Below are 22,709 nucleotides of genomic sequence, written 5' to 3' on the forward strand. Positions count from 1 at the left end.
CCCCTCTGTCATCGGCACCTGAGAGCTTCCCCCGCGCGCGGCGGGATTTCCCCTTCGGTGAGCCGCCCTTCCCCCGGAGGGGAGATCGACGCCTGCTTTCCAGAGGTGCCTCGCCCAGGCGGTCCTTTTGCCTGAGAGGTTCCGGGGAGGTTGCCCCTTCGGCGCCCCGCACCGGCTTGCGCGAGGGCTCTCCCGCCCAGGGTCGACGGCATGTCTGGGGCAAACCCTACCCGGCGATCGTCGAGCCAGGCTTGGGCGGGCCTCGGGACTTCCGTCCGGAGACCCCGGTGACCTGGGCGGCGGCGGGCATACCCCCCAGTACGATGAGAACGGCCCGCGCGGACGGGCGGTAGGGGCGGCGTCCGGTCGACGAGGCGCCGCCGGTTCTGGGACGCTGATCACGATGACGGATGGCCAGTGCGGCGGCACGGTGTGACACGGCGGCACGAGGCGGCGCGGCCGGCCGATGTGCCCCCGGCCCGCGCCGGGGAGGCGCCCCCGGGGCCGGACACGGAGGCCCCGAGGCGCGGCACGGCCGTGCCCGTGGACGATCCGCCGCGTCCCGACCGGATCCGGCGCCCGGCCGACGCGATCCGGTTCGCGGCCTCGTGCGTGCTGCTCGCGGCCGTGATGCTGCTGGTGTCCTTCGCGCAGCAGACGACGCACGGGCTGCAGACCGACATCGCCGAGGGCACCGCGCACGCGCCCCGGCTGCTGCTGTCGCTGGCGACGCTGGCCTCCAGCTTCGGGGTGCTGGCCGTCCCGGTGGCGTTCGCGGTCGAGCGGGTGGTCCGCAAGGACGGCAAGCGCGTCGCGATCGCGCTGCTGGCGGCGGTGATCGCCTTCCTGCTCACGATCGGGCTGGACGACCTGGTGGTGCCCTCGGCGCCCGGCGGCGTGCTGGACTCGCTGATCTGGGGCGGCACCGAGACCGCGCCGGTGCACACCGACATCGCGCCGGTGATCGCGTTCGTGAGCGCGGTGGGGATGGCGGGCCGGGCCCGCTGGCAGGCCGCGACGTGGACGATGATCGGGCTGGCGGCGCTGACCGGGCTCACCGCCTCCTACGCCTCGGTGGCGGCGCTGGCGGCGACGTACCTGCTGGGGCGGGCGATCGGGCACGGCACCCTCTACGCGGTCGGGACGCCGAACCCGCGCCCGCCCGGGACGGCAGTGGTCGCGGCGCTGGAGCGGCTCGGGTTCCGTCCCGAGCGCGCCGCCTACCTCGACCCGGCGGACGGCGACACCGAGGAGCCCCGCCGGTACGGGGTCGCGCTGGCGCCCGACGAAGACGAGGACGCCGCGCGCGTCCCCGCGCGGCGCGGCGAGTGGAACCTTGAGGTGCGGGTGCTGGACCGCGACCAGCAGACCGCCGGGGTCCTGTACCGCGTGTGGCGGCTGCTGCGGCTGCGCGGCGCGACGACCGGCCGGGCGCTGCGTTCGCTGCGCCGGTCGCTGGAGCAGGAGTCCCTGATGGCCTACGCCGTGGACGCGGCGGGCGCGCGGACGCCGCGGCTGGCGGGCACCTCGGAGGTCGGCACGGAGGCGGCGCTGCTCGCCTACGAGCACGTGCCGGGGCGGCGGCTCGGCGACGTCCCCGACGAGGAGGTCACCGACGGGCTGCTGACCGACGTGTGGCGTCAGTTCCGGCGGATGCAGGCGGGGCGGCTCGCGCACCGGCGGCTGGAGGGCCACGCCGTCCTGGTCGGCGACGACGGCCGCGCCTACGTCACCGACCTGCGGTCCGGGGAGGTCGCGGTCGGCGACCTGGCGCTGCGCCTGGACCTCGCGCAGCTGCTGACGACGCTGGCGCTGCGGGCGGGCCCGGAGCGCGCCGTCGCGACGGCGGCGGCGGTGCTCGGCGAGGAGGCCCTGGCGGCGGCCGTCCCGCTGCTCCAGCGGGTGGCGCTGTCGCGGGCGACCCGGGCGGCGCTGCGCCAGGACCGGGGCCTGCTGACCCGGATCAGGGAGCAGATCGTCCGGCTGAAGCCGGAGACGGAGGCGGCGCCCGTCCGGCTGGAGCGCTTCCAGCCCCGCACGATCTTCAGCATCGTGGCGCTGTCGTTCGCCGCCTACATCGTGATCCCGCAGGTCGCCAGCCTGGACATCGCGCATCTGGTGTCGACGGCGACCTGGTGGTGGGTGGCGGTGGCGCTCGGTGCGGCCACGCTCACCTACCTCGCCGCGGCGTTCATGCTGATGGGGTTCGTCCCGGAACGGCTCCCTCTGGGCCGGACCGTGCTCGTGCAGGTCGCGGCCTCGTTCGTGAAACTGGTGGCGCCCGCCGCGGTCGGCGGCGTCGCGATCAACACCCGCTACCTCCAGCGCTCGGGGGTGCGGCCGGGGCCGGCGGTGGCGAGCGTCGGCGCGTCCCAGCTGGTCGGGATGGTCACGCACATCCTGCTGCTGATCCTGTTCGGGTTCCTCACCGGCTCCACGAACAAGGCGACGCAGGACCTGGCGCCCTCCCGCACGATCGTCATCGCCGTGTTCGTGCTGGCGCTGGTGGCGGGGCTGACGCTGACCGTCCCGAAGGTGCGCCGGGTGGTGTCCTCGCGGATGCGGAGCATGTTCTCGGGCGTGGTGCCGCGCCTGGTGGACGTCCTGCAGTCGCCCCGCAAGCTCGCCACGGGCATGGGCGGGACGCTGCTGCTCACGGTGGCGTTCGTGCTGTGCCTGGACGCCTCGATCCGGGCGTTCGGCGGCTCGCTGCACTGGACGTCGGTGGTGGTGGTGTTCCTGACCGCGAACGCGCTGGGCTCGGCGGCCCCGACCCCGGGCGGCCTGGGCGCGGTCGAGGGCGCCCTGACCCTGGCGCTGACGATCTCCGGGCTGGCGGCGGAGACCGCGACGTCGGCGGTGCTGCTGTACCGGCTGCTGACGCTGTGGCTGCCGGTCCTGCCGGGCTGGGCGGCGTTCGCCTACCTGCAACGCAAACAGGCGATCTAGAAGCCGGCGAGCGCGCGCACGGGACATCCGCTACGCCGAGGGTGCGGACTCGCGAGGCGGCGAGGTGGACCAGGCGGCGCGGACCCGGAAGCTGGGGCCCTGCGGGGCTCGGAGGCCGGTGCGGCGCTGTGCGTCGTCGCGGGGCCGGAGCCGGGTGGTGTGCGGGGCGGGAGGCCGGGGGCGCGGGGGTGGGCGCGGACCGGGTCAGCCGGTGCGGCGGGCCCGGCGGCGGTTGGCCAGTTCGTCGTGGGGGTGCTCGGAGGGGTCGTCGTCGGTGGCGGCGCGTTCGCCGGGGAGTTCGGCGAGGCTTCCCTCGACCTCCTGCCAGACGCGGCCGAGGGCGATCCCGAAGACGCCCTGGCCGCCCTGGAGCAGGTCGACGACCTCGTCGGCGGAGGTGCACTCGTAGACGCTGACGCCGTCGCTCATCAGGGTGATCTGGGCGAGGTCCTGGACGCCCCGGTCGCGCAGGTGGGTGACCGCCGTGCGTATCTGCTGGAGCGAGACGCCCGTGTCCAGGAGGCGCTTGACGACCTTCAGCACGAGGATGTCGCGGAAGCTGTAGAGCCGCTGGCTGCCCGATCCGTGGGCGGCGCGGACGCTCGGGTCCACGAGCCGTGTGCGCGCCCAGTAGTCGAGCTGCCGGTAGGTGATCCCCGCCGCGGCGCACGCGGTCGGGCCGCGGTAGCCGACATCCTCCGGCGGCGCCGTCACCTGGGTCTCGAAGAGCAGGCCCTGCTCTCCGGCACGCCGGGACGCCATGTGCCTGTCGGGGGTCGCCTTGCCCTCGCCGCTGCTCACCGCCACGCGGACCTCCGGCTTCTATCAGCCCGTGGCGCTTCGTCAAGGGGGTTTGACGAATTACACCACGGGTGTTCCACCAGCACGGTAGGTGCCGGTCAGGGCGTGGTCAACGTTCACCGTCGGCGCGTCGCATGCCCGGATGAACCGGCTTCACGTGGGCAAACTGCGCACCTTCGCCGTCACCGCACTCCTACCCCGATCGTCGCCCATCGGAAACGGCCAGGTCCAGGGCAATGCAAGACCAATCGCGGCGGGGCATGACCTTGCACCCCAGAGTGACATATCCCACGGAACCCCTACATTACACCCGATCACCCAGGGTGATCGTTCGGGGGGTGCCTTCAGGGGCCGAGCGGGGAGGTGGAGGGCATGCGGGCAGGGTCGGCGGGCAGGGTCGGCGGGCAGGGTCAGCCCGCGCGGCCGAAGTCCTCGGGCGAGATCGTGTCGAGGAACTCGCGGAACTTCTCGACCTCGTCCTCCTGCTCGTCGGGGATGGCGACGCCGGCCTCCTCCAGCACGTCCTCGCTGGCGAAGATCGTGGCGCCGGTGCGCAGCGCCAGGGCGATCGAGTCCGAGGGCCGGGCGCTCACCTCCACGCCGTTGGAGAAGACGAGGTCGGCGAAGAAGATCCCCTCGCGCAGGGCGGTGATGTTCACGGCGCGGAGCTGCACGCTGAGGGCGTCCAGGACGTCCCGGAACAGGTCGTGCGTGAGCGGGCGGGCGGGCAGCACCCCCTGCTGGGCGAAGGCGATCGCGGTCGCCTCGACCGCCCCGATCCAGATGGGCAGGTAACGCTCGCCCTCCGTCTCCTTCAACAGGACGATCGGCTGATTGGAGGGCATCTCGACCCGGACGCCGACGACCTCCATCTGCTTCACTGCGGCTCCCTGATGGTTCTCGCTGTCTCGATCGCCACGTACACCGGACCGATTCCTGACCGAACCCTGTAGCCAAAGTACACCCCGTGTCGGACCGTCCGTCGCGCCGCCGGGGAGGCAAAATCCTCCGCACCCCCGTGATCAGGGATCGAGGCTCTCACGGAGTCCGTTCGCGACGAGCGCGGCGTGCAGCCGCACCGACAGCGCGGCGATCTCGCGCGCGGTCTCGGCGGCCTGCTCGTGGGCGCCGGGGCTGCGGCGGCGGAGCTGGGGGGCGACCATCTGCTCGATCAGCCCGACCTGCCGGTCGGCGGCGGCCTTGACCGCGCGCAGGTGCCGGACCTCGAAGCCGAACTCGCCGAGCGCGGCGGCCGTGCGCGCGATCGCGAGGTCCTCGCCGTGGTAATGGGCGCCGATCCGGCGGACGAGGCCGTACTCCTCCAGGCTCGCGAGCAGGTCCTCGCCGATGCCGGCGCCGTCCAGGAGCTGGCGGCGGGTCAGCCGGACGGCGGGCTCCTCCGCCGTCGTGTCGGCCGCCACGAGGTTGCGGGGGCGGCGCCGCCCGTTCTCGGGGGCGGCGCGGCGGGCGCCGAGCGGCGGTACGGCCTCGCCGCGGTCGCGGGCCTCCAGGTGCTGCCTGATCACCCGCAGCGGCAGGTAGTGGTCGCGCTGCGCGGTGAGCACGAACCGGAGCCGCTCGACGTCGCCGTCGGCGAACTTCCGGTAGCCGGACGGGCTGCGCTGCGGCTCGATCAGCCCCTCGGACTCCAGGAACCTGATCTTGGAGATCGTGACGTCGGGGAAGTCGGGCCTGAGCAGGCCGAGGACGTCCCCGATCGTCATCAGGGACCGGGCCGGGCGCGGATTCATGGCCGCCCCTCCCCTCGCCGCCGGAGGCCCGTCACCGGGGCGCCGGCGGCCCCGCGGGCGCCCGGCACCGGCCGGGCCCCTCGGCGGGACGACCCGTGGCGGGTGTGCTGACCGGCGACGTCCACTCCGCTGGCGCTCCGCTCCGGGTCCCGGTCAGCCGTGCTGCGGGTTCGTCAGGAAGACCAGGCGGAACTTGCCGATCTGCACCTCGTCGCCGCCCGACAGGCCGGCCTGGTCGATCCGCTGGCGGTTGACGTAGGTGCCGTTGAGGCTGCCCACGTCGCGGACGGAGAACACGCCGCCCTGGCGGGCGAACTCGGCGTGCCGCCGGGACACGGTGACGTCGTCCAGGAAGATGTCGCTCTCGGGGTGGCGGCCTGCCGACGTCTGGTCCTTGTCGAGCAGGAAGCGGCTGCCGGCGTTCGGGCCCCGCTTGACCACGAGCAGCGCCGTCCCGGGGGGCAGCGCCTCCACGGTCATCTGCTCGGGACCGACCGGCTCCTCGCCCTGGTCGGTGTCGAGGGCCTCGAACCCGCCGATGGAGATCGTCGAGGTCGACTCGCCCGGCGACTCCCGGGGAGGCAGCGGCGACGGCGCGCTCCGGGTCAGCGGAGTGCCGCAGTTCGAGCAGAAGCGGGCATCATCCGGGTTGGCGTGACCGCACTGCGTGCAGTAGACGCTCGGCATCGATCGGCTCGGCCTCCTACCATCGGCGTGCCGCACACGGACGCCCCGCTGCCGCGGGTACCGCCTGCGCCACGCGCATCCATCAACCAACCCACGCCGGGGACCCGTCCCCCGACCACGGTCCAACTCACCGCCCGCACGCGGCAGTCGCCGCAACTTACGCGGGTATCACCCGAGGGGTCAACTGGAGCGGTGAGCCCGGCTGCCCCAAAGCTACCTTCGCCGATGATCGCCGGTCTATGCCGCCGCGCGGACGGCCGCCGATCACGACGCCTGGGCCGAGCCCCCGGTTTACCGCTCCCCCCGTCTCCCCTCACGGAGACCGTATCGCGCGAACGGCGATCCTCGCGCGCGGGGTGATCGACACGACGGCTCCGGCGCCCTGGAGCGTCTTCACCACGCCGCCGGGGATGTTGAGCGCGGTGGCCATGGTGTGGGGGTCGCCGATGGCGAGGAACCGGTACGGGGCCTGCAGCAGCCGCCCGTCGGCCTGGACGCCGTCCTGCTCGTCCAGGAAGTAGGTGTCGACCCCGGCGCGGACCTCGTTGACCTGGATGACCTCGGCGCCCGCGTCGCGCAGCTCCTGCAGCGCGTCCAGCAGGTGGAGCGCCCGCACGCCGTGCCTGCGGTCGTCGATCGCGACCTCCACGCCCGGCCCCTCGGCCGGGAGGGTGCCCGCTAGGAGGCCGTAGGTGGTCGCCCGTCTGCGCGCCTCCTCCAGCGCCGTCCCGCCCTGGGCGTCACGTTCGAGACCGGCCTTGGTCTCCTCCAGGTCGCGAAGGTCTCCCCTCAGCCGCTCGGAGCGCTGGCCCAGGTCGGACAGGATGCCGACCAGCTCGTCCTGCCGCGCGGTGGCGAACGTGGTGTCGCGCTTGTTCGCCTGCACCTGGGCCACCACGGCGAACCCCAGTAGCAGGCACAGAAGCCCGCCGGCGAGTTGCCCCCAGGAAACGCGGGGGCGCAGCAGATCCAGTACCCCGCCGACGCCCTTGGGAGCCTCCGAGGGCGGGGCCGATGACCTGCGTGAGCCTTCGTCCGCCGGGCTCTGGCCGCCGGAAGCCTCGGGCGCCGGGTCCTCGCCTGGTGCGGTCATGCGCCGAACAGCTTCCGCCGGATGGCCGCCGCGTTGGAGAAGATGCGGATGCCGAGGACGACCACGACGCCGGTGGAGAGCTGGGAGCCGACGCCGAGCTGGTCCCCGAGGAAGACGATCAGCGCGGCGATGACGGTGTTGCTGACGAAGGAGACGACGAACACCTTCTCGTCGAAGATCCCCTCCAGCCGGGCCCGGACGCCGCCGAACATGGCGTCCAGCGCCGCCACGATCGCGATGGGCAGGTAGGGCTGGAGCCAGAGCGGGACGGTCGGCTCGAAGATGAAACCGAGCGCCACCCCGATCGCCAGCCCGATCAGCGCGATCACTCCCGGCCCACCTCTCCCCCGTTCCCTGTTCCGCCCGCCCTCATCGGCCCTCCCGGAGGGTGGCGTAGCGCAGCTGGAGCCCGGCCGCCGCGGGCAGGCGCACCTCGTCGGAGCGGCGCGTCGCGTAGCCGATCCGGTAGCGCTCCTGGAGCTGCCGGAGCCGCCGGTCGGCCGCCGCCCCCTCGAAGCCCTTCCGCAGGGTCCCGGGATCGCCCAGGGCCGTCACCTCGTAGGGGGCGCGGAGCGGGCGGTAGTCGACGAGGATCGCCTCGCCCGCCGTCCTGATGGCCGTGACCGGCGTGACCCGCTGGCCGTTGATCCCGATCGCCCTGGCGCCGGCGGCCCAGAGGCCGTTCACCGCGACCTGGATGTCCTGATCATAGACCCGGCCGTCGTCCGCCTCGGGTCCGCCGCCGGACGGCGCCTCGTCGTGCGGCGCGTCGTCCAGCGTGATGACCAGCCCGGATCCCGCCGCGGGCGCGGCCGCGGCGGCCGTCCTCGCCTCGGCCAGCTCCCGGCGCGCCCGGCGGCCTGCGTCGCTGCGCGCCAGGGCGGCGGCCCGCCGCCGCTCGGTCTCGTCCCGCAGCCGGTCCAGGCGCCGCTGCAGGGCGTCGGTCTCGCCGGTGCGGGCATGGATCTCGTCGATGAGCCTGGCGCGCTGCTCGGCCGCCACGGGCTCGCTGCGGCGCACCTCGGCCCCCGCCACGGCCAGGAGCACCCCCACGAGCACGAGGACGAGCAGGACGCCGCCGCCCCCGAACCGGCTCCGCCGCGCGCCGTCCGCGCCCCCGCCTCCGCTTGCCTCCCGCCGGGCCGCCGCCTCCGCGTATCCGGGGTCGAGCAGTTTTCCGGAGAACAGGTCGAGGAGCAGTGACATGGAGGCGTCCGGGCGCCCCCAGCCTCCCGTCTTGGACGACCCCTCCGTCGCCTCGTCGCCCTGAGGTCCGCGCGGGTCCCGGACGCCGGGCACGGGCGTATCCGGCCGCCCGGACGGTGGTTTACGGTCGCCCGGTTCAGGAGGTTCCGGGGTGCCGTGGCGTGCGATCACGAGCCCATCATGGCAAGAGCCGGCGCGTCGTCCGCACAGGCGGCCCTCCGCCGCCCCGCCGTGCCGCGCCGGTGCGGCCCGCATGCGGGACGGGCTTGGAGGAGGGGCGTGCTCAGGCCACGGGGGCGCGGGAGCGGTCGAGGCCCATGCGCAGGGCGAGGCCGGCCAGGACGGAGCCCATGAGGTAGCGCTGGACCCGCTGCCACCCGGGGCTGCGGGTGAGGAACGCGGCGATGCTCCCGGCCCCGAGGACGATGAGGACGTTCACGGTGACGGCGACCAGGACCTGGACGGCGCCGAGCATGAGGCTCTGCAGGGCGACGTGCCCCCGGTCGGGGTCGACGAACTGCGGCAGCAGCGACACGTAGACGACGGCGATCTTCGGGTTCAGCAGGTTGGTCACGAGGCCCATCGTGAAAAGGCGGCGCGGAGGGTCGGCGGGGAGCTCCCTCGGCGCGAACGCGGACGCGCCTCCCGGCCGGACCGCCTGCCAGGCGAGCCAGAGCAGGTAGACCGCGCCGCCCAGCTTGATCGCCGTGTAGAGGGGCGGGACCAGGGCGAAGACGGTGGTGAGCCCGGCGGTGGCGGCGACCACGTAGACCAGGAAGCCCGCCGCGACGCCGCCGAGCGAGATCAGACCCGCGCGCCTGCCCTGCGTCACCGACCGCGACACCAGGTAGACCATGTTGGGGCCGGGGCTGAGGACGATCCCGAGGGCGACGAGGGCCATACCGGCCAGGGCGGCGAGCGAGATCATTGCACTTCCTCCAGTGGGTTGCCCCGATGCTAGGACTCGGAGCGGAATCAGTGCAATAATCACTTTGCTCTCGGTGCAATTTGGGGAATGCATGGATGACTTTCGGCGGGTGGCGGACGCGGTGGCCGCCGACATCAGGGCGGGGCGGCTGCGCCCCGGCGAGCGGCTACCGCCGCAGCGCTCCTTCGCGCGCGCCCGGGGCATCGCCAACTCCACGGCGAGCCGCGTGTACCAGGAGCTCGCGCGCCGGGGCCTGGTGACCGGCGAGGTGGGGCGCGGCACGTTCGTCCGCTCGGCGGAGCGCGCGGCCACCCCCGCGTTGGCCGAGCCGACGAACGCCCGCGTCAACCTCGAACTCAACTATCCCGTGGTGCCCGAGCAGGGCGCGTTGCTCGCGTCCGGCATGGAGCGCCTCCTACGTCCGGACGCCCTGGACACCGCCCTCGGCCTTGTCGGCGTGGGCGGCACCGCGGACGCGCGCGAGGCCGTGGCGGGGCTGCTGTCCACGCAGGGCTGGAGACCCGCGCCGTCCGAGATCCTGTTCGCGGGGAACGGCCGCCAGGCGCTCGCGGGGGCGGTCGCCGCGCTGGTACCGCCGGGCGGGCGGCTCGGGGTCGAGGCGCTGACCTACCCGGTGATCAAGGGCATCGCGTCCAGGCTGGGCGTGACGCTCGTCCCGATCCCGATGGACGAGCACGGCCTGCGCCCCGACGCGCTGGCCGACGTGCACGAGCGCGCGCGGCTCGCGGCCGTCTACGTCCAGCCGACCTTGCAGAACCCCTACGGGACGACGATGCCGTGGGAGCGGCGCGCCGCGCTCGCCGCCGCGCTCGCGCGCCTCGACCTCCACGCCATCGAGGACCGCGTGTGGTCGTTCGTCGCCGCGGACGGCCCGGCGCCCCTGGCCTCGCTCGCGGCGCGGCGCACGGTGGTCGTCGACAGCCTCTCCAAGCGGCTCGCGCCGGGGCTCACGCTCGGTTTCGCGGTCGTCCCCCAGCCGCTCACCGGACGCGTCGCCTCCGCGTTGCGCTCGGGCGCCTGGGCGCCCGCCCGGTTCGCGCTGGACGCGGCGTCCGGCTGGATCGCCTCCGGGGCGGTCGAGGACGTCGGCGAGGCCAAGCGCGCCGACGCCGCGTCCCGCCAGCGGATCGCGGCCGAGCGCCTCGCGGGCGCCGCCGTCCGGACCGACCCGTGCTCGTACTTCTGCTGGTGGGACCTCCCCTCACCATGGCGCGCCGACACCTTCGTGGCCGCCGCCGGGCGGCGCGGCATCGCCGTGACCCCGGCGGCCGCGTTCGTCGTCGGGACGGCCGGGGCCCCGCGCGCGGTCCGCGTCGGCCTCGCGTCGCCGCCTCCGGAGACCCTCGCCCGCGCGCTCACGGTGCTGGCCGAGATCGCGGCGGGCACGCCCGAGGACGCGGAGATCGACTGAACGCCCGCCGACCTGCGGGAAAGGGCCCCGGCGGCCCGGCGCCGGGTGATCGTGCCCGGGCCCCTGAACCTCCGGGGCGGGCGGCCGCGCCACGAGTTGTCCACAGGTCGGCGGATGGCTGGACTTCGGGGAACGGGTCGTCCATCGTTCTTGGAGAGCGGGGAGATCAGGCTGGGGGCGATGGGATGATCGAGGTCTGTGGGGTCGGGCAGCGGACCGGCGGGGGCCGGCGGACGCTGCGGGACGTGTCGCTGACGATCGCGAGCGGCGAGCTCGTCGCGATCATCGGCGGCAGCGGGGCGGGCAAGACGACGCTGCTGGACGCCATCGCGGGCGTACGGCCGCCTTCGGAGGGCGAGATCCGCCACAACGGCGGCGGGGGCACGCTCGGATATGTCCCGCAGGACGACATCGTCCATATGGAGATGCCGCTGCGGCGCACCCTGCGGTACGCGGCGGGGCTGCGGCTGCCCTCGGGGACGTCCCCGCAGGCCGCCGAGAAGGCCGTGAACGAGGTCCTGGAGGCTCTGGCACTCACCGAGCACGCGGGGCAGCGGGTCGGGGCGCTCAGCGGCGGGGAGCGCAAACGGGCGAGCATCGCGGTCGAGCTGTTAACCCGTCCTGGCGTCTTCTACCTGGACGAGCCGACCTCGGGCCTCGACCCCGCCACCGCCGCCGACCTGATGCGCCTGCTGCGCGGGCTCGCAGACGCCGGGACGACCGTCATCGTCACCACCCACCATCCGCCGGACGTCGCGGTGTGCGACCGCGTGGCCGTCCTCGCGCCGGACGGGCGGCTCGCGTTCTACGGCTCGCCCGCCGAGGCCAAGCGGAGGTTCCAGGCCGACGGCATCGAGGACATCTACCTGCGCCTCGCCGGGGAGGAGGCCCCCCGCGAATGGGCCGGGCGGTTCGACGCCCCGGGCCGCGCCGCGGGCCCGGGGATCGGCGCCTTCGCCCAGTGGGCGCTGCTCACCCGGCGCAACCTCGACCTGCTGACCCGCAACCGGCTCACCCTGGCAGTCCTGGCCGGTTCGCCGCTCATGGTGCTGGCGATGTTCGCGGTCCTGTTCCGGCCGGGGGCGTTCTCACCGGCCTCCCCCAGCCCGAGCGCGGGCGTGATGATCCTTTTCTGGATCGCGTTCGGCGGCTTCTTCTTCGGACTGACCTACGGGCTCCTGCAGATATGCACGGAACTGCCCGTCCTCAGACGCGAACGCTTCACCGGCCGCCGCCGACGGGTCACCCGCACCGGACGGCCGCCGGCGCCCACACCGCTGAGCGAGGCGACATTCCAGGAGGCCCGTCTCCCGTCCGGCAACGGCACCCGCCCAGCAAAGGAGCCGTCAAACGAACAGCGCCCCATAGAGCCTCGCATCCTCGGAGCCGACCGGGAGATGGCCGCCGATCGCGCCATGGAGGCCGAAAACGAGGCTGAGCCCGCCTCAAGAGCAGAAGACACCCGGAGATCGGATGCTCACCGGCCCGCGGACGCCGGCCGGAGCCCAGACGCCGGGCGAACCGCCGGGCGAACCATGGCGCGGGAACCGGACACCGGGCGAAGCATGACGCCAGGCCCGGAGGCCGGACGCAATACGCCGTGGGCCCCGGAGGCCGGGCAGAGCATGATCCAAGACCCGGAGGCCGGACGCGGTACGACGCGGGACCCGGAGGCCGGGCGAAGCATGACACAAGCCCCTGAGGTCGGCCGGAGCGTGACGCCAGGCCCGGAGCCGGGGCGGAGCGTGCCACAGGGGCCGAAGGCCGGGCAGACCTCGGCGCGGGAGCCCGAGCCCGGGCGAAGCATGACGCAGGGCGCGGAGGCCGGGCGGAGCGCGACACGGGAGCCGGGGGCCGGGCGGAGCGCGTCTGAAGACCCGAAGGTGGCCGCCGGGCGTGGCGGGAGGAGGGATGGCGGGCTGCGGGTCGGTCCCTACGTGCTGGCGAAGGTGGCCGTGCTGCTGCCCCTGCTGGCCGTCGTGGACGCGCTGATGCTCGGCGTACTGCGCACGCTCGACCGGCTGCCGCCGATGGGTTGGCGGACGTTCGGGGCGCTGTTCGTCACGCTGCTGCTCTGCTCGCTCGCCGCGCTGGCGCTCGGGCTGCTCGTGTCGGCGGCGGTCACCGATCCCGCGCAGGCGACGATGGCGCTGCCGATGCTCTGCTTCCCCCAGGTGCTGTTCGTGGGGGCGATCCTGCCGGTGCCGGTGATGGCGGCGCCGGGGAGGTGGTTGAGCTACGCCATGTCGAACCGGTGGGCGTTCGAGGGCCTCGGGCACAGTCTCGGGGTGGAGCGGCTCTGGGGATCGGGACGGTCCCCGCTGGGCCCGCCCCTGCTCGCCTCCTACGGCGACACCTTCTCGCGTTCACTCCTCGTCGACTGGGCGCTGCTGGCCGGATTCGCGGCGCTGTTCCTCGCGGGCACCTGTCTCGTCCTCTCGCGCAGGGCACCAAACGCTCAATGATCGACCAAAAAAGGTCACTCTGCCCCCTTGCATAACACCCTTCCGTTTTGGAGCGTCCTTTTAGGGTGTGCCGCTATTAGAGTCGGGGGTAGACGATGTCTGACTTCCAGGTCGACGCCACGCCGACACTCCATCCCGAGTACGCAGCGACTCGGCGACTCGACGAGCTTCGCGCCGCCGAGTACGGGCACCTGGACGAGCGCGGCCAGGTCTACCTCGACTACACCGGCTCGGGGGTGGCGGCCCACGCGCAGCTCCGCGCGCACTTCGAGCGGCTGTCCGGGCACTGTTTCGGCAACCCGCATTCGGAGAGCCCGACCTCCAGCGCGGCCACGGCCCTCGTGGAGGAGGCGCGCGCGGCGATCCTGAGGTTCTTCAACGCCTCCCCGGACGAGTACGCGGTGATCTTCACCGCGAACGCCACCGGGGCCTGCCGCCTGGTCGGCGAGGCGTATCCGTTCCGGCGCGGCACGGGGCTCATCCTGACGAGCGACAACCACAACTCGGTGAACGGGATCCGGGAGTTCGCGCGGGCGCGCGGTGCGCAGGTCACCCATCTGCCGGTCCGCGCACCGGATCTCCGCGTCCCCGGGGAGGAGGTCCGCGCCGCCCTCGGACGCCGCCGGGGCCTGTTCGTGTTCCCGGCCCAGAGCAACTTCACCGGCGTCCAGCATCCGCTGCGCTGGATCGAGCTCGCGCACGCGCGCGGCTACGACGTGCTGCTGGACGCGGCGGCGTTCGTCCCGGCGAACCGCCTGGACCTCTCCCGGGTGCATCCCGACTTCGTCCCCGTGAGCTGGTACAAGGTGTTCGGCTACCCGACCGGCGTCGGCGCGCTGGTCGCCCGGCGCGCGGCGCTGGCCCGGCTCCGGCGGCCCTGGTTCGCGGGCGGGACGATCCAGGCCGTGAGCGCCCTCGGGGGCTGGCACATCATGGCCCGCGACGAGACGGCCTTCGAGGACGGCACCCTCAACTTCCTGTCGATCCCCGACGTCGAGTTCGGCGTCCGCTGGATCGAGGACATCGGCATCGACCTCATCCACCGGCGCGTCCACCACCTGACGTCCTGGCTCCTGCACCGCCTCACGGGCCTGCGCCACCCCGACGGCTCACCCATGATCGTGCTCTACGGGCCGGACGGCACCGACCGCCGCGGCGGCACGGTCGCCTTCAACGTCCTCGACCGCCGGGGCCGGATCGTGGACGAGCGGATCATCGCCCGCGACACCGCCGCCGCGGGCATCTCCATCCGCACCGGCTGCTTCTGCAACCCGGGCGCCGGCGAGGGCGCCTTCGGGATCTCCGAGCGCGCCCTGCGCGGCTTCGGCTTCGTCGGCCGGGGCGCCCGCTCACTGGAGGACTACCTCGGCATCCTCGGCCTCCCGAGCGGCGGCGCCGTCCGCGCCTCCCTCGGCCTGGTCTCGAACACCGCCGACGTCGAGCGCCTCGTCACCTTCCTGGAGGCCACCTACAGCGACCGCGTCCCGGACCCCGGCGGCCTGAAACCTCGCGAACGCTGCTGAGGCCCCACCCCAGACAGTCCACCTCCCGCCTCCGATCGAGCACGAAACGCCTGCCAAAAGCATGCCGACCCGCCCACACGAGCCCCGCGAACGCTGCCAAGACCCGGCCCCATACGGTGCGCGCTCTGCCGCCGATCGGGCGTGGAACGCTTGTCAAGGTGTGCCGCGATTCGCCCGTGCGAGTCCCGCGAGCGCTGCTGACCTCGCGCCAACGGTCCGCGCCTGACCCTCGGCCCGCCCGGGCCCGTGGCCGTGGGGCTCAGGAGCATGTCGGCGTTCGCCGTGGGGCGGTGGTCAAAGCCTGTCGGCCTCGTTGCGCAATCCCGCGGACGGCGCAGCCCCTTTAACCTGACCTTCGGCCCGCCCGGGCCCCTGGCCGTGGGGCTCAGGAGCGTGTCGGCGCTCGCCGTGGGACGGTGGTCAGGGCCTGTCGGCCTCGCTGCGCAATCCCGCGGACGGCGCAGCCCCTTTAACCTGACCTTCGGCCCGCCCGGGCCCTGGCCGTGGGGCTCAGGAGCATGTCGGCGCTCGCCGTGGGACGGTGGTCAGGGCCTGTCGGCCTCGCTGCGCAATCCTGCGGACGGCGCAGCCCCTTTAATCGGCGTGTCCCTTTCTGCTTCACGCCGTGGTGTGCGGGTCGGGTCAGGTGCCTGTTCGCTCCACCACCGTCGCCCACTGTTCGAGCAGGTCCTGGGCGGAACCGGTGTCCGGGCCCTCGGCCCACAGGTGGGTGACGGGCTCGGCGGGGTCGGGGAGGACCAGGACCCAGCGGCCGTCGTCCTCGACCACCCGCACGCCGTCGGTGGTGTCGACCGTGCGGCCCCCGGCGGCCTCCACCACGTGGCGCATCACGCCGCCCTTGGCCGCCCACGGGGTCGGGACGGAGCGCCGGAGCAGGTGGGCCTCGGGGATGCGGCGGTCGATGCGGGAGAGCGTCAGGCGGGTTCTGGCGACGAGGCCGACGAGGCGGATGAACGCGGCGATCCCGTCCACGGTGCCGCTGAACTCGGGCATGAGGAAGCCGCCGCGACCGTCGCCGGCGAAGATCACCTCGGGGTGGGCGGCGGCCCGGGTGAGGACGTCCTGCGAGGTGGACGTCCACTCCACCTGGACGCCGTGGAAGCGGCAGACGCGCTCGGCGACCCGGGTGGTGGTCACCGGGAGCGCGACGCGTCCCGTGCGGCGCTCGGCGGCGACGAGGTCGAGCATGACGAGCAGGGCCCGGTCGTCGCCGACGGGTTCGCCGTTCTCGTCCACGAGCGAGATCCGCTCCCCCACCGGGTCGAACCGGACGCCGAACGCGGCGCGGGATGACGAGACCAGGCTGCCGAGGCGTTCCAGGTCGCGCATCCGCTCGGCGAGCGTCTCGGTGGGGTTGGCCTCGTCCAGGCCGTTGTTGCGGGTGAGGACCTCGACGCCGAGCTTGCCGAGCAGGTTCGGCAGGACGAGCGAGGCGGTGCCGCCAGCGCTGTCCAAGACGATCTTCAGGCCGGCCTCGCGGACGCCGCTGATGTCCACGCGGCGGAGCAGGTCGCGGGTGTAGGTCTCCACGACGCGGGGCGGGTAGGTCAGCTCGGCGATCTCGCCGGGGAACGCGCGGCGGTACTCCTGGCGGCCGAACACGCGCTCCAGCCTGCGCCGCGCCGCCTGGGACAGGTCGGCGCCGTCCGCGTCGAGGAAGAGGATGTCGACGCCCTGGGGGTCGCCGAGGGTGGTGCGGATGTAGATGCCGCCGACGCAGTCGGCGCGGCCGGTCTCGAAGCGCGCGACGGTGAGCGGGGTGACCTCCAGGTCCAGGACGTCGATCGCGCCGGCCGTCAGCGCGCTGATCACGGCCCGTTTGAGGGTGCGGGCGGCGCGGGAGACGTCGCGTCCGGCGACGACCGTGGTGCCCTTCTTGAGCGTCGTCGCGTAGGCGCTGGCGAGGCGTACCGCGAGCTCCGGCGTCATCTCCACGTTGACCAGCCCGGACACGCCGCGCGGGCCGAACAGGCTGCGCTGGCCGCGCGACTCCCAGATCACGCTGGTGTTGACGACCGCGCCGGCCTCGATGGTCTTGAACGGGTAGACCTTGACGCCGCTGGAGACGTAGGCCTCGGCCTCGATGACGCACTCGTCGCCGACGACCGCGCCCTCCTCGACGCGGGCGCCGGCCATGATGTCGGTGTTCTTGCCGATGACGCAGCCGCGCAGGCTGGTGGACGGGGCGACGAACACGTTGTCGTGGACGATCGCGCGGTGCAGGAACGCGCCCTCCTTCACCACGACGTTGCTGCCGAGGACGGTGTACTCGCGTAACTCGACCCCGGCCTCGACCTTGGCGTAGTCGCCGATGTAGAGGGGGCCCTTCAGGACGGCCTCGGCGTCCACCTCCGCGCCCTCGGCGACCCACACGCCGGGCGAGACCTCGAAGCCGCCGAGGTCGATGCCGACCTGGCCGGACAGCATGTCGGCCTGCGCCCGGAGGTAGCTCTCGTGGGTGCCGACGTCCTCCCAGTAGCAGTCGGCGACGTACCCGAACAGCGGCGCGCCGTCCGCGAGGAGCCGCGGGAACACATCGGCCGACCAGTCGACGACCTCGCCCGGCGCGACGTGGTCGAGGACCTCCGGCTCCATGACGTAGATGCCGGTGTTGACGGTGTCGGAGAACACCTGGCCCCAGGTGGGCTTCTCCAGGAACCGGCGCACGCGGCCCTCGTCGTCCACGATGATGATCCCGAACTCCAGCGGGTTCGGGACGCGTTTGAGCCCGATCGTGACCAGGGCGCCGCTGCGCCGGTGGAAGCGCACCATGTCGGTCAGGTCGATGTCGGTCAGCGCGTCCCCGGAGATGACGAGGAACGGGTCGTCGCGCAGCGCCTCCCCCGCGTTCCGGACGCTGCCCGCGGTGCCGAGCGGGATCTCCTCGGTCGCGTAGCTCAGCGCCATGCCGAGCTCGTCGCCGTCGCCGAAGTAGTTGCGGATCAGCGCCGCGAGGAACTGGACGGTGACGACGGTCTCGGTGAACCCGTGCCGCTTGAGCAGGCGCAGCACGTGTTCCATGATCGGCCGGTTGACGAGCGGGAGCAGCGGTTTGGGCTGGTTGGCGGTCATCGGACGCAGCCGCGTCCCCTCGCCCCCCGCCATCACGACGGCCTTCATGTGGAGTTCCGGCTCCTCTCCGAGCGCCGGCCGACGGGGCCGGCGCCCGGCGGCGCGCCCCCGGCCTGATCGCTCGCGGCGTCCGGCGGCGGGCCCGGATCCGGGGCGGGATCCGGCGGCGAGGCGCGTCCGGCCAGCACCAGCCGGCGCGTCTGCGTCCAGTACAGGACGGCCGCCCACCAGTAGAGGACCGTCCCCCAGATGGCGAAGGACCATCCGATGACCTTCGCCGTGGTCCCCGCGCCGCCGTCGTGGTCGCCGAGCAGCAGCAGCGGGAAGGCGTACAGCAGGCAGAGCGTGGCCGCCTTGCCGATGAAGTGGACCGGCAGCGTCCCGCCGTACCCGAGCCGCCGGACGATCGGCGCGATCGGGAGGATCGCCACCTCCCGGGCGACCAGCAGCACCACCAGCCACAGCGGGATGATGTCGCGGATCGTCAGGCCGACGAGCGTCGCGAAGATGTAGAGCCGGTCGGCGGCCGGGTCGAGGACCATGCCGAGCTTGCTGGTCTGGTTGAGGACGCGCGCGAGCTTGCCGTCCAGCCAGTCCGAGAGGCCGGCGAACACCAGCAGGCCGAGCGCCCACCAGTCCGCCTCGGCCAGGACGAGCCACAGGAACAGCGGGACGCCCACGAGCCGCGCCATGCTCAGGACGTTGGGCACCGTCCAGATCCGGTCCTGCCCGGCCACAGCATCCACCGCCGCGCTCGCCTCCCCTGTGTCCCTTGATCCTGACCCTACCGGTAAGGGTTGGAAAGCCCCCCGATAGCGTGCGGGGCATGCGATGGACGGTGCACGGCGAGCGTTCGGTCTACGACAGCCCCTGGATGGACGTGCGGCTGGCCGACGTCGAACTGCCCGACGGGCGGCGCTTCGACCACCACCTCCTGCGGGTGCGCCCGGGGGCCGGGGTGGTCGCCGTGGACGGGGCGTCCCGCGCGCTGCTGATCTGGCGGCACCGCTTCATCACCGACCGCTGGGGCTGGGAGGTCCCGGGCGGGCGCGTCGAGGAGGGCGAGGACCCCGGCGACGCGGCCGCGCGCGAGCTGATCGAGGAGACCGGCTACCAAGCCGGCCCGATGCGGCGGCTGCTGGAGGTCCCGGCGTCGCCGAGCGTCCACGACGGGGTCCACCACTTCTTCCAGGCGGACGGCGCCGAGCGGATCGGCGAGCCCACCGACGTGGAGGCCGAGCGCATCGAGTGGGTTCCGCTGGCGGACGTCCCGGAGCTGGCCGCGCGCGGCGAGTTCGGCTCCGCGGTCGCCCTCGGCGCGCTGCTCTACCTGCACACCCTCGCCGCGACCGGCCGCCTAGGGGCCGACCGGGGCTGAGTCCTTGACGGGGAGGACGGCGGTCACGACGAAGCCGCCGCCGTCCCCGGCGCCCGCGTCCAGCGTGCCGCCGATGCTGCGCGCCCGCTCGATCATGCCGAGCACCCCGAACCCCTCCGGCGTGCCCCCGGACGGCCCGCGCCCGTCGTCGGCGACCCGGACGACCAGCCCCTCCCGCTCGCGCGCCAGCCCCACCGAGACGGCGCTCGCGGCGGCGTGCTTGACGACGTTGGTCAGGGCCTCCTGGACGATCCGGTACGCGGCGACGCCGACCTCCGGCGGCAGCGTCCCGATCTCCGCGTCGTCGAGCGCCACCCGCAGCCCCGTCGCGCGCGCGGCCTCCGCGAGACCGGCGATCGCGGTGACGCCCGGCAGGATCTCCGGCGGGCCCGCCTCGGTGCCGCGCAGGACCTGGAGGGTGCCGCGCAGCTCCGTCCGGGCGTCGCGGCAGGTCGCGGCGATCGAGGCGAGCGCCTCGCCCAGCTCGTCGCGGTCCAGGGGCCGGTCGCCGCGCACGAGGTGCGCCGCCGCGCCGGCCTGCACGCCGATGACCGTGATGCTGTGCGCGAGCAGGTCGTGCAGGTCGCGCGCGATCCGGAGGCGCTCCTCGGCGACCCGGCGGCGCGCCTCCTCCTCCCGCGTCCGCTCGGCGCGCTCGGCCCGCTCGGTGATCGCCGCGACCCGCGCCCGGTGGCCGCGCCACACCTGCACGGCGATCGCGACGGCGACGACCCCCTCGATCACCGCGATCTGCTCGCGGACGCTGCTGCCGCCCGCCCGCATCGCCATCCCGACGACGCACGTCAGGAGCAGGAACCCGGCCACGCTGAGCACGACCCGGACGCGCCGTCCGAGCACCGCGTACCCGAACATCGCGATGACCTCGGCGGGCACCAGCGCGTGGTGCTGGTACTGCATCAGGTGGTAGGGCAGCGCCAGCACGACCAGCGCCGCCAGCGCCGGCCCCGGGTGCCGCCGCAGCAGCACCAGCGGCACGTGCACCGCGACCAGCAGGACCGCCCCGAGGGCGTCCAGCGGCCGCACCCCTGGCCACATCCCCGCCGCGACGGCCGCGCACGCCGCCAGCGCGCCCACCGCCGGCACCATCACCGCCGGCGCGTCCAGCGCCCGGACGCCCGGCCGTCCCCGCATCACCACGCCCCCATCTTCCCCGACCGCCCTCGCCTTCCGCACCCGCCCCCGCCCAGCCGCCCGGACCAGCACACCCCCGAACCCGCCAGGACCGCTGCCCCCCACTTCCTATGGCCGGCTCCTCGGTGCGACCGCCGGTAGGCCCCGCGCCTGGGATTGGGTGCGGGGCCTCGGGTGGGTCAGCAGGTGCAGCCGTTGACGGCCCAGGGGAGGTTGAACCTGCGGTAGAGGATCGAGCGGCTGGAGGCCGTGTCGCCGGTGTCGAGGTTGCTCTCCACCAGGGCGCCCACCATGTGGTCGGCGGTCTTGACCATGCTGGAGTAGCCGCCCTCGGCGCCGCCGTCCGACGGCGGCTTCGGGCCCTCGGAGAGCGGGCGGCTCCGCTCCCACGTCCGGGCGTTGTCGTAGCTCACGCGCACCCGCATCTTCTGGCGGGTGTCGGTGCTCGCGGAGTTGAGGAACAGGGTGCGGCGGGGAGCGTCCGGCTCGGCGTTGTTGTATTGCAGGACCGATGCCTGGTTCTTCGGGTCGAGGAGGGTGTCGTCCCAGGTGTAGGCGCCGAACCGGCCGGTGATGCCGCCGCGGGCCACCCAGCGGCGCTTGTGCCGGTTCCAGGAGTCGAGGGTGGGCCGGTCGTTGCGGTAGAGGGTTCCGTCGTCGAGCTGGGTGATGGTGGCCTCGCCGGTCTCCTCGCCGAGCTTCTGCACCTTCCAGGTCCTGCCGTGGTCGGTGCTGTAGATGTTGCGGTGCTGGGCGGGGATCACCAGGGTGCCGTCGTCCATGGAGAGGCCGGCGCCGGGGCCGACCGCGTCCCACGCCCAGTCCTTGCCGTCGGCCTTCTTCTTCGGCAGCAGCGTCGCGGTCATGTCGGTGGGCGCGGACTCGCCGTTCGCGCCGGTGAAGCTCTGCCCGTCGTCGGTGCTCTTCATGACGTAGACGCGGCGCTCACCCCACCTGGTGATCGCGGTGGTGGGCTCGCCCGTGTCGGGGTTGGCGCCGCCGCTCTGGCTCTTGTCGGCGGCGTTCCACGACAGGAACAGCCAGACGGTGCCGGTGGAGCGGTCGACGACCGGGGCCGGGTTGCCCCAGGTGCCCATGCCCGACCCGACGGCCTCCTTGAGACCGGACCAGTCCCCGGGCCTGGTGCCGTCGCGCACGCCGCGCTTGTAGAGGAGGTTGATGTTGCCGTAGTCCTTGTTGCTCTTGGCCCTGCCCTCGGCGAACGCCAGCAGCGTGCCCGCGTTGGTCCGCACGATCGCCGGGATGCGGAACGTGTGGTAGGCGACCCCGTTGAGCGATTCCTGGTTCGCGCCCCGGAAGAGCACGTCGACGGTGTGGTACTCCTCCCGGCCCTTGGCCGGGTCGTCGGTCGCGGAGGCGGACGGGGCGAGCAGCGCGGTCCCGGCCGCTCCCGCGGCGACCATCGCCGACAGTGCGCCGAGGGTTCGCGGACGAGTCGTCCTAGCTGTGTGCACGGTGACTCCAACCTGACGCGGGGAGGTGCCTGCCTTGATCATTTGCAAAGTAGACAGCGAAGGTTAACGAAGATCGAACTCGTCGGCCGGGGGCGCGGCATGATGGCGGTGCCGGAGAGGGGACGTGAACGCATGTCGCATGGGAAGCGGCGCGGTTCCGCACGTGTGGGCGAGGGCCGGTGAAGGCCGTCTACCTCATCACCGGGATCCAGGCGTCCGGGAAGTCGACGGTCGCGCAGGCGCTCGCGGAGCGGCTGCCCCGCTCGGCGCATGTGCGCGGTGACCTGTTCCGCCGCATGGTCGTCGGCGGGCGCGCCGAGATGGCCCCGGAGCCGTCGCCGGAGGCCGTCCGGCAGCTCCGGCTGCGGCACCGGCTGACGGCGGCGACCTGCGACGCCTACTTCGACGAGGGGTTCACCGTCGTCGCTCAGGACGTCGTGCTCGGCGGGCACCTCGCCGAGATGGTCCGCCTCGTCCGGTCACGTCCGCTGCTCGTGGTGGTGCTCGCCCCGCGTCCCGAGGCGGTCGCCGCGCGGGAGCGGGCCCGGGGCAAGGACGCCTACGACGCGTGGACGGTCGAGCTGCTCGACCGGACGCTGCGCACCGGGACGCCGCGCCTCGGGCTGTGGCTCGACACCTCGGACCAGACCCCCGAGCAGACGGTCGGGGAGATCCTGGAGCGCGCCTGGCCGGAGGCCGCCGTCGGCCGCCCGGCCGCGCCGTCCCGCTGACGGGCCTTTATCCCACCCGCGGCGGTTGCGGCAACGGGGGTGCGG

At 73.7% G+C, this 22,709-nt stretch carries 18 protein-coding genes and 1 riboswitch; of the genes, 6 read left to right on the forward strand and 12 right to left on the reverse strand.

Annotated elements, in window-relative coordinates; translation table 11 throughout:
• Positions 1 to 109 precede the first annotated feature (109 nt).
• Positions 110 to 205: riboswitch (glycine riboswitch) on the reverse strand.
• 338 nt (positions 206 to 543) lie between these two features.
• Positions 544 to 2,949, forward strand: coding sequence for a lysylphosphatidylglycerol synthase transmembrane domain-containing protein (locus KLI87_RS29360; RefSeq protein WP_308166283.1), 2,406 nt, complete (start codon positions 544 to 546; stop codon positions 2,947 to 2,949).
• A gap of 204 nt (positions 2,950 to 3,153) precedes the next feature.
• Here KLI87_RS29360 and KLI87_RS29365 read toward each other — a convergent pair whose 3' ends face one another.
• From KLI87_RS29365 to KLI87_RS29400, 8 genes are all read right to left on the reverse strand, one after another.
• Positions 3,154 to 3,756, reverse strand: a complete 603-nt coding sequence (locus KLI87_RS29365; RefSeq protein WP_214619527.1) for a MerR family transcriptional regulator — start codon at positions 3,754 to 3,756, stop codon at positions 3,154 to 3,156.
• Positions 3,757 to 4,160: 404 nt separating this feature from the next.
• Positions 4,161 to 4,631 carry a bifunctional nuclease family protein gene (locus KLI87_RS29370; protein WP_214619529.1) on the reverse strand — a complete coding sequence of 157 codons (471 nt, stop codon included), beginning with the start codon at positions 4,629 to 4,631 and terminating at the stop codon, positions 4,161 to 4,163.
• A 141-nt stretch (positions 4,632 to 4,772) separates the two neighbouring features.
• Entirely contained in the window at positions 4,773 to 5,501 is a 729-nt protein-coding gene (locus KLI87_RS29375) for a MerR family transcriptional regulator (RefSeq protein ID WP_214619530.1), read from the reverse strand.
• Between the two features lie 153 nt (positions 5,502 to 5,654).
• Complete coding sequence (locus tag KLI87_RS29380; protein WP_156216352.1) at positions 5,655 to 6,188, reverse strand: FHA domain-containing protein; 534 nt, start codon at positions 6,186 to 6,188, stop codon at positions 5,655 to 5,657.
• Positions 6,189 to 6,501: 313 nt separating this feature from the next.
• Positions 6,502 to 7,281 carry a DUF881 domain-containing protein gene (locus KLI87_RS29385; protein WP_156216351.1) on the reverse strand — a complete coding sequence of 260 codons (780 nt, stop codon included), beginning with the start codon at positions 7,279 to 7,281 and terminating at the stop codon, positions 6,502 to 6,504.
• The gene (locus KLI87_RS29390; protein ID WP_214619531.1) at positions 7,278 to 7,610 is read right to left on the reverse strand and encodes a small basic family protein; all 333 of its coding nucleotides are present in this window, start codon (positions 7,608 to 7,610) and stop codon (positions 7,278 to 7,280) included. Before KLI87_RS29390 ends, KLI87_RS29385 begins: the two co-directional genes overlap by 4 nt.
• A gap of 40 nt (positions 7,611 to 7,650) precedes the next feature.
• Positions 7,651 to 8,487, reverse strand: coding sequence for a DUF881 domain-containing protein (locus KLI87_RS29395; RefSeq protein WP_214619532.1), 837 nt, complete (start codon positions 8,485 to 8,487; stop codon positions 7,651 to 7,653).
• 283 nt (positions 8,488 to 8,770) lie between these two features.
• Complete coding sequence (locus tag KLI87_RS29400) at positions 8,771 to 9,415, reverse strand: LysE family translocator (RefSeq protein ID WP_214619533.1); 645 nt, start codon at positions 9,413 to 9,415, stop codon at positions 8,771 to 8,773.
• A 91-nt stretch (positions 9,416 to 9,506) separates the two neighbouring features.
• On the opposite strand from KLI87_RS29400, the gene KLI87_RS29405 reads away from it, so the two are divergent.
• From KLI87_RS29405 to KLI87_RS29415, 3 genes are all read left to right on the forward strand, one after another.
• A complete protein-coding gene (locus tag KLI87_RS29405) occupies positions 9,507 to 10,847 on the forward strand; it encodes a PLP-dependent aminotransferase family protein (protein ID WP_214619534.1) in 1,341 nt (446 codons plus the stop codon).
• 185 nt (positions 10,848 to 11,032) lie between these two features.
• Positions 11,033 to 13,312, forward strand: coding sequence for an ATP-binding cassette domain-containing protein (locus KLI87_RS29410; RefSeq protein ID WP_214619535.1), 2,280 nt, complete (start codon positions 11,033 to 11,035; stop codon positions 13,310 to 13,312).
• A 95-nt stretch (positions 13,313 to 13,407) separates the two neighbouring features.
• Positions 13,408 to 14,835, forward strand: coding sequence for an aminotransferase class V-fold PLP-dependent enzyme (locus KLI87_RS29415; RefSeq protein WP_156216347.1), 1,428 nt, complete (start codon positions 13,408 to 13,410; stop codon positions 14,833 to 14,835).
• 642 nt (positions 14,836 to 15,477) lie between these two features.
• On the opposite strand, the gene KLI87_RS29420 is transcribed toward KLI87_RS29415, so the two are convergent.
• Positions 15,478 to 17,976 (reverse strand): mannose-1-phosphate guanyltransferase, encoded by a 2,499-nt coding sequence (locus KLI87_RS29420; RefSeq protein WP_214619536.1) that lies wholly within the window; start codon positions 17,974 to 17,976, stop codon positions 15,478 to 15,480.
• Complete coding sequence (locus KLI87_RS29425) at positions 17,973 to 18,674, reverse strand: CDP-alcohol phosphatidyltransferase family protein (RefSeq protein WP_374225484.1); 702 nt, start codon at positions 18,672 to 18,674, stop codon at positions 17,973 to 17,975. The genes KLI87_RS29420 and KLI87_RS29425 overlap by 4 nt, the downstream gene beginning before the upstream one ends.
• Before the next feature lie 80 nt (positions 18,675 to 18,754).
• Here KLI87_RS29425 and KLI87_RS29430 point away from each other — a divergent pair, with 80 nt between their 5' ends.
• A complete protein-coding gene (locus tag KLI87_RS29430; RefSeq protein WP_214619537.1) occupies positions 18,755 to 19,306 on the forward strand; it encodes an NUDIX hydrolase in 552 nt (183 codons plus the stop codon).
• Here KLI87_RS29430 and KLI87_RS29435 read toward each other — a convergent pair.
• Together KLI87_RS29435 and KLI87_RS29440 are read right to left on the reverse strand one after the other, a co-directional pair.
• Complete coding sequence (locus KLI87_RS29435; RefSeq protein ID WP_250904406.1) at positions 19,286 to 20,458, reverse strand: sensor histidine kinase; 1,173 nt, start codon at positions 20,456 to 20,458, stop codon at positions 19,286 to 19,288. The genes KLI87_RS29430 and KLI87_RS29435 overlap by 21 nt on opposite strands.
• Before the next feature lie 179 nt (positions 20,459 to 20,637).
• The gene (locus tag KLI87_RS29440) at positions 20,638 to 21,882 is read right to left on the reverse strand and encodes an exo-alpha-sialidase (RefSeq protein ID WP_214619540.1); all 1,245 of its coding nucleotides are present in this window, start codon (positions 21,880 to 21,882) and stop codon (positions 20,638 to 20,640) included.
• Positions 21,883 to 22,112: 230 nt separating this feature from the next.
• On the opposite strand from KLI87_RS29440, the gene KLI87_RS29445 reads away from it, so the two are divergent.
• On the forward strand, positions 22,113 to 22,664 hold the full coding sequence (locus KLI87_RS29445; RefSeq protein WP_214619542.1) for an AAA family ATPase: 552 nt from the start codon (positions 22,113 to 22,115) through the stop codon (positions 22,662 to 22,664).
• Positions 22,665 to 22,709 lie beyond the last annotated feature (45 nt).

Source organism: Actinomadura sp. NEAU-AAG7, from assembly GCF_018603865.1.
GTDB lineage: Bacteria > Actinomycetota > Actinomycetes > Streptosporangiales > Streptosporangiaceae > Spirillospora > Spirillospora litoris.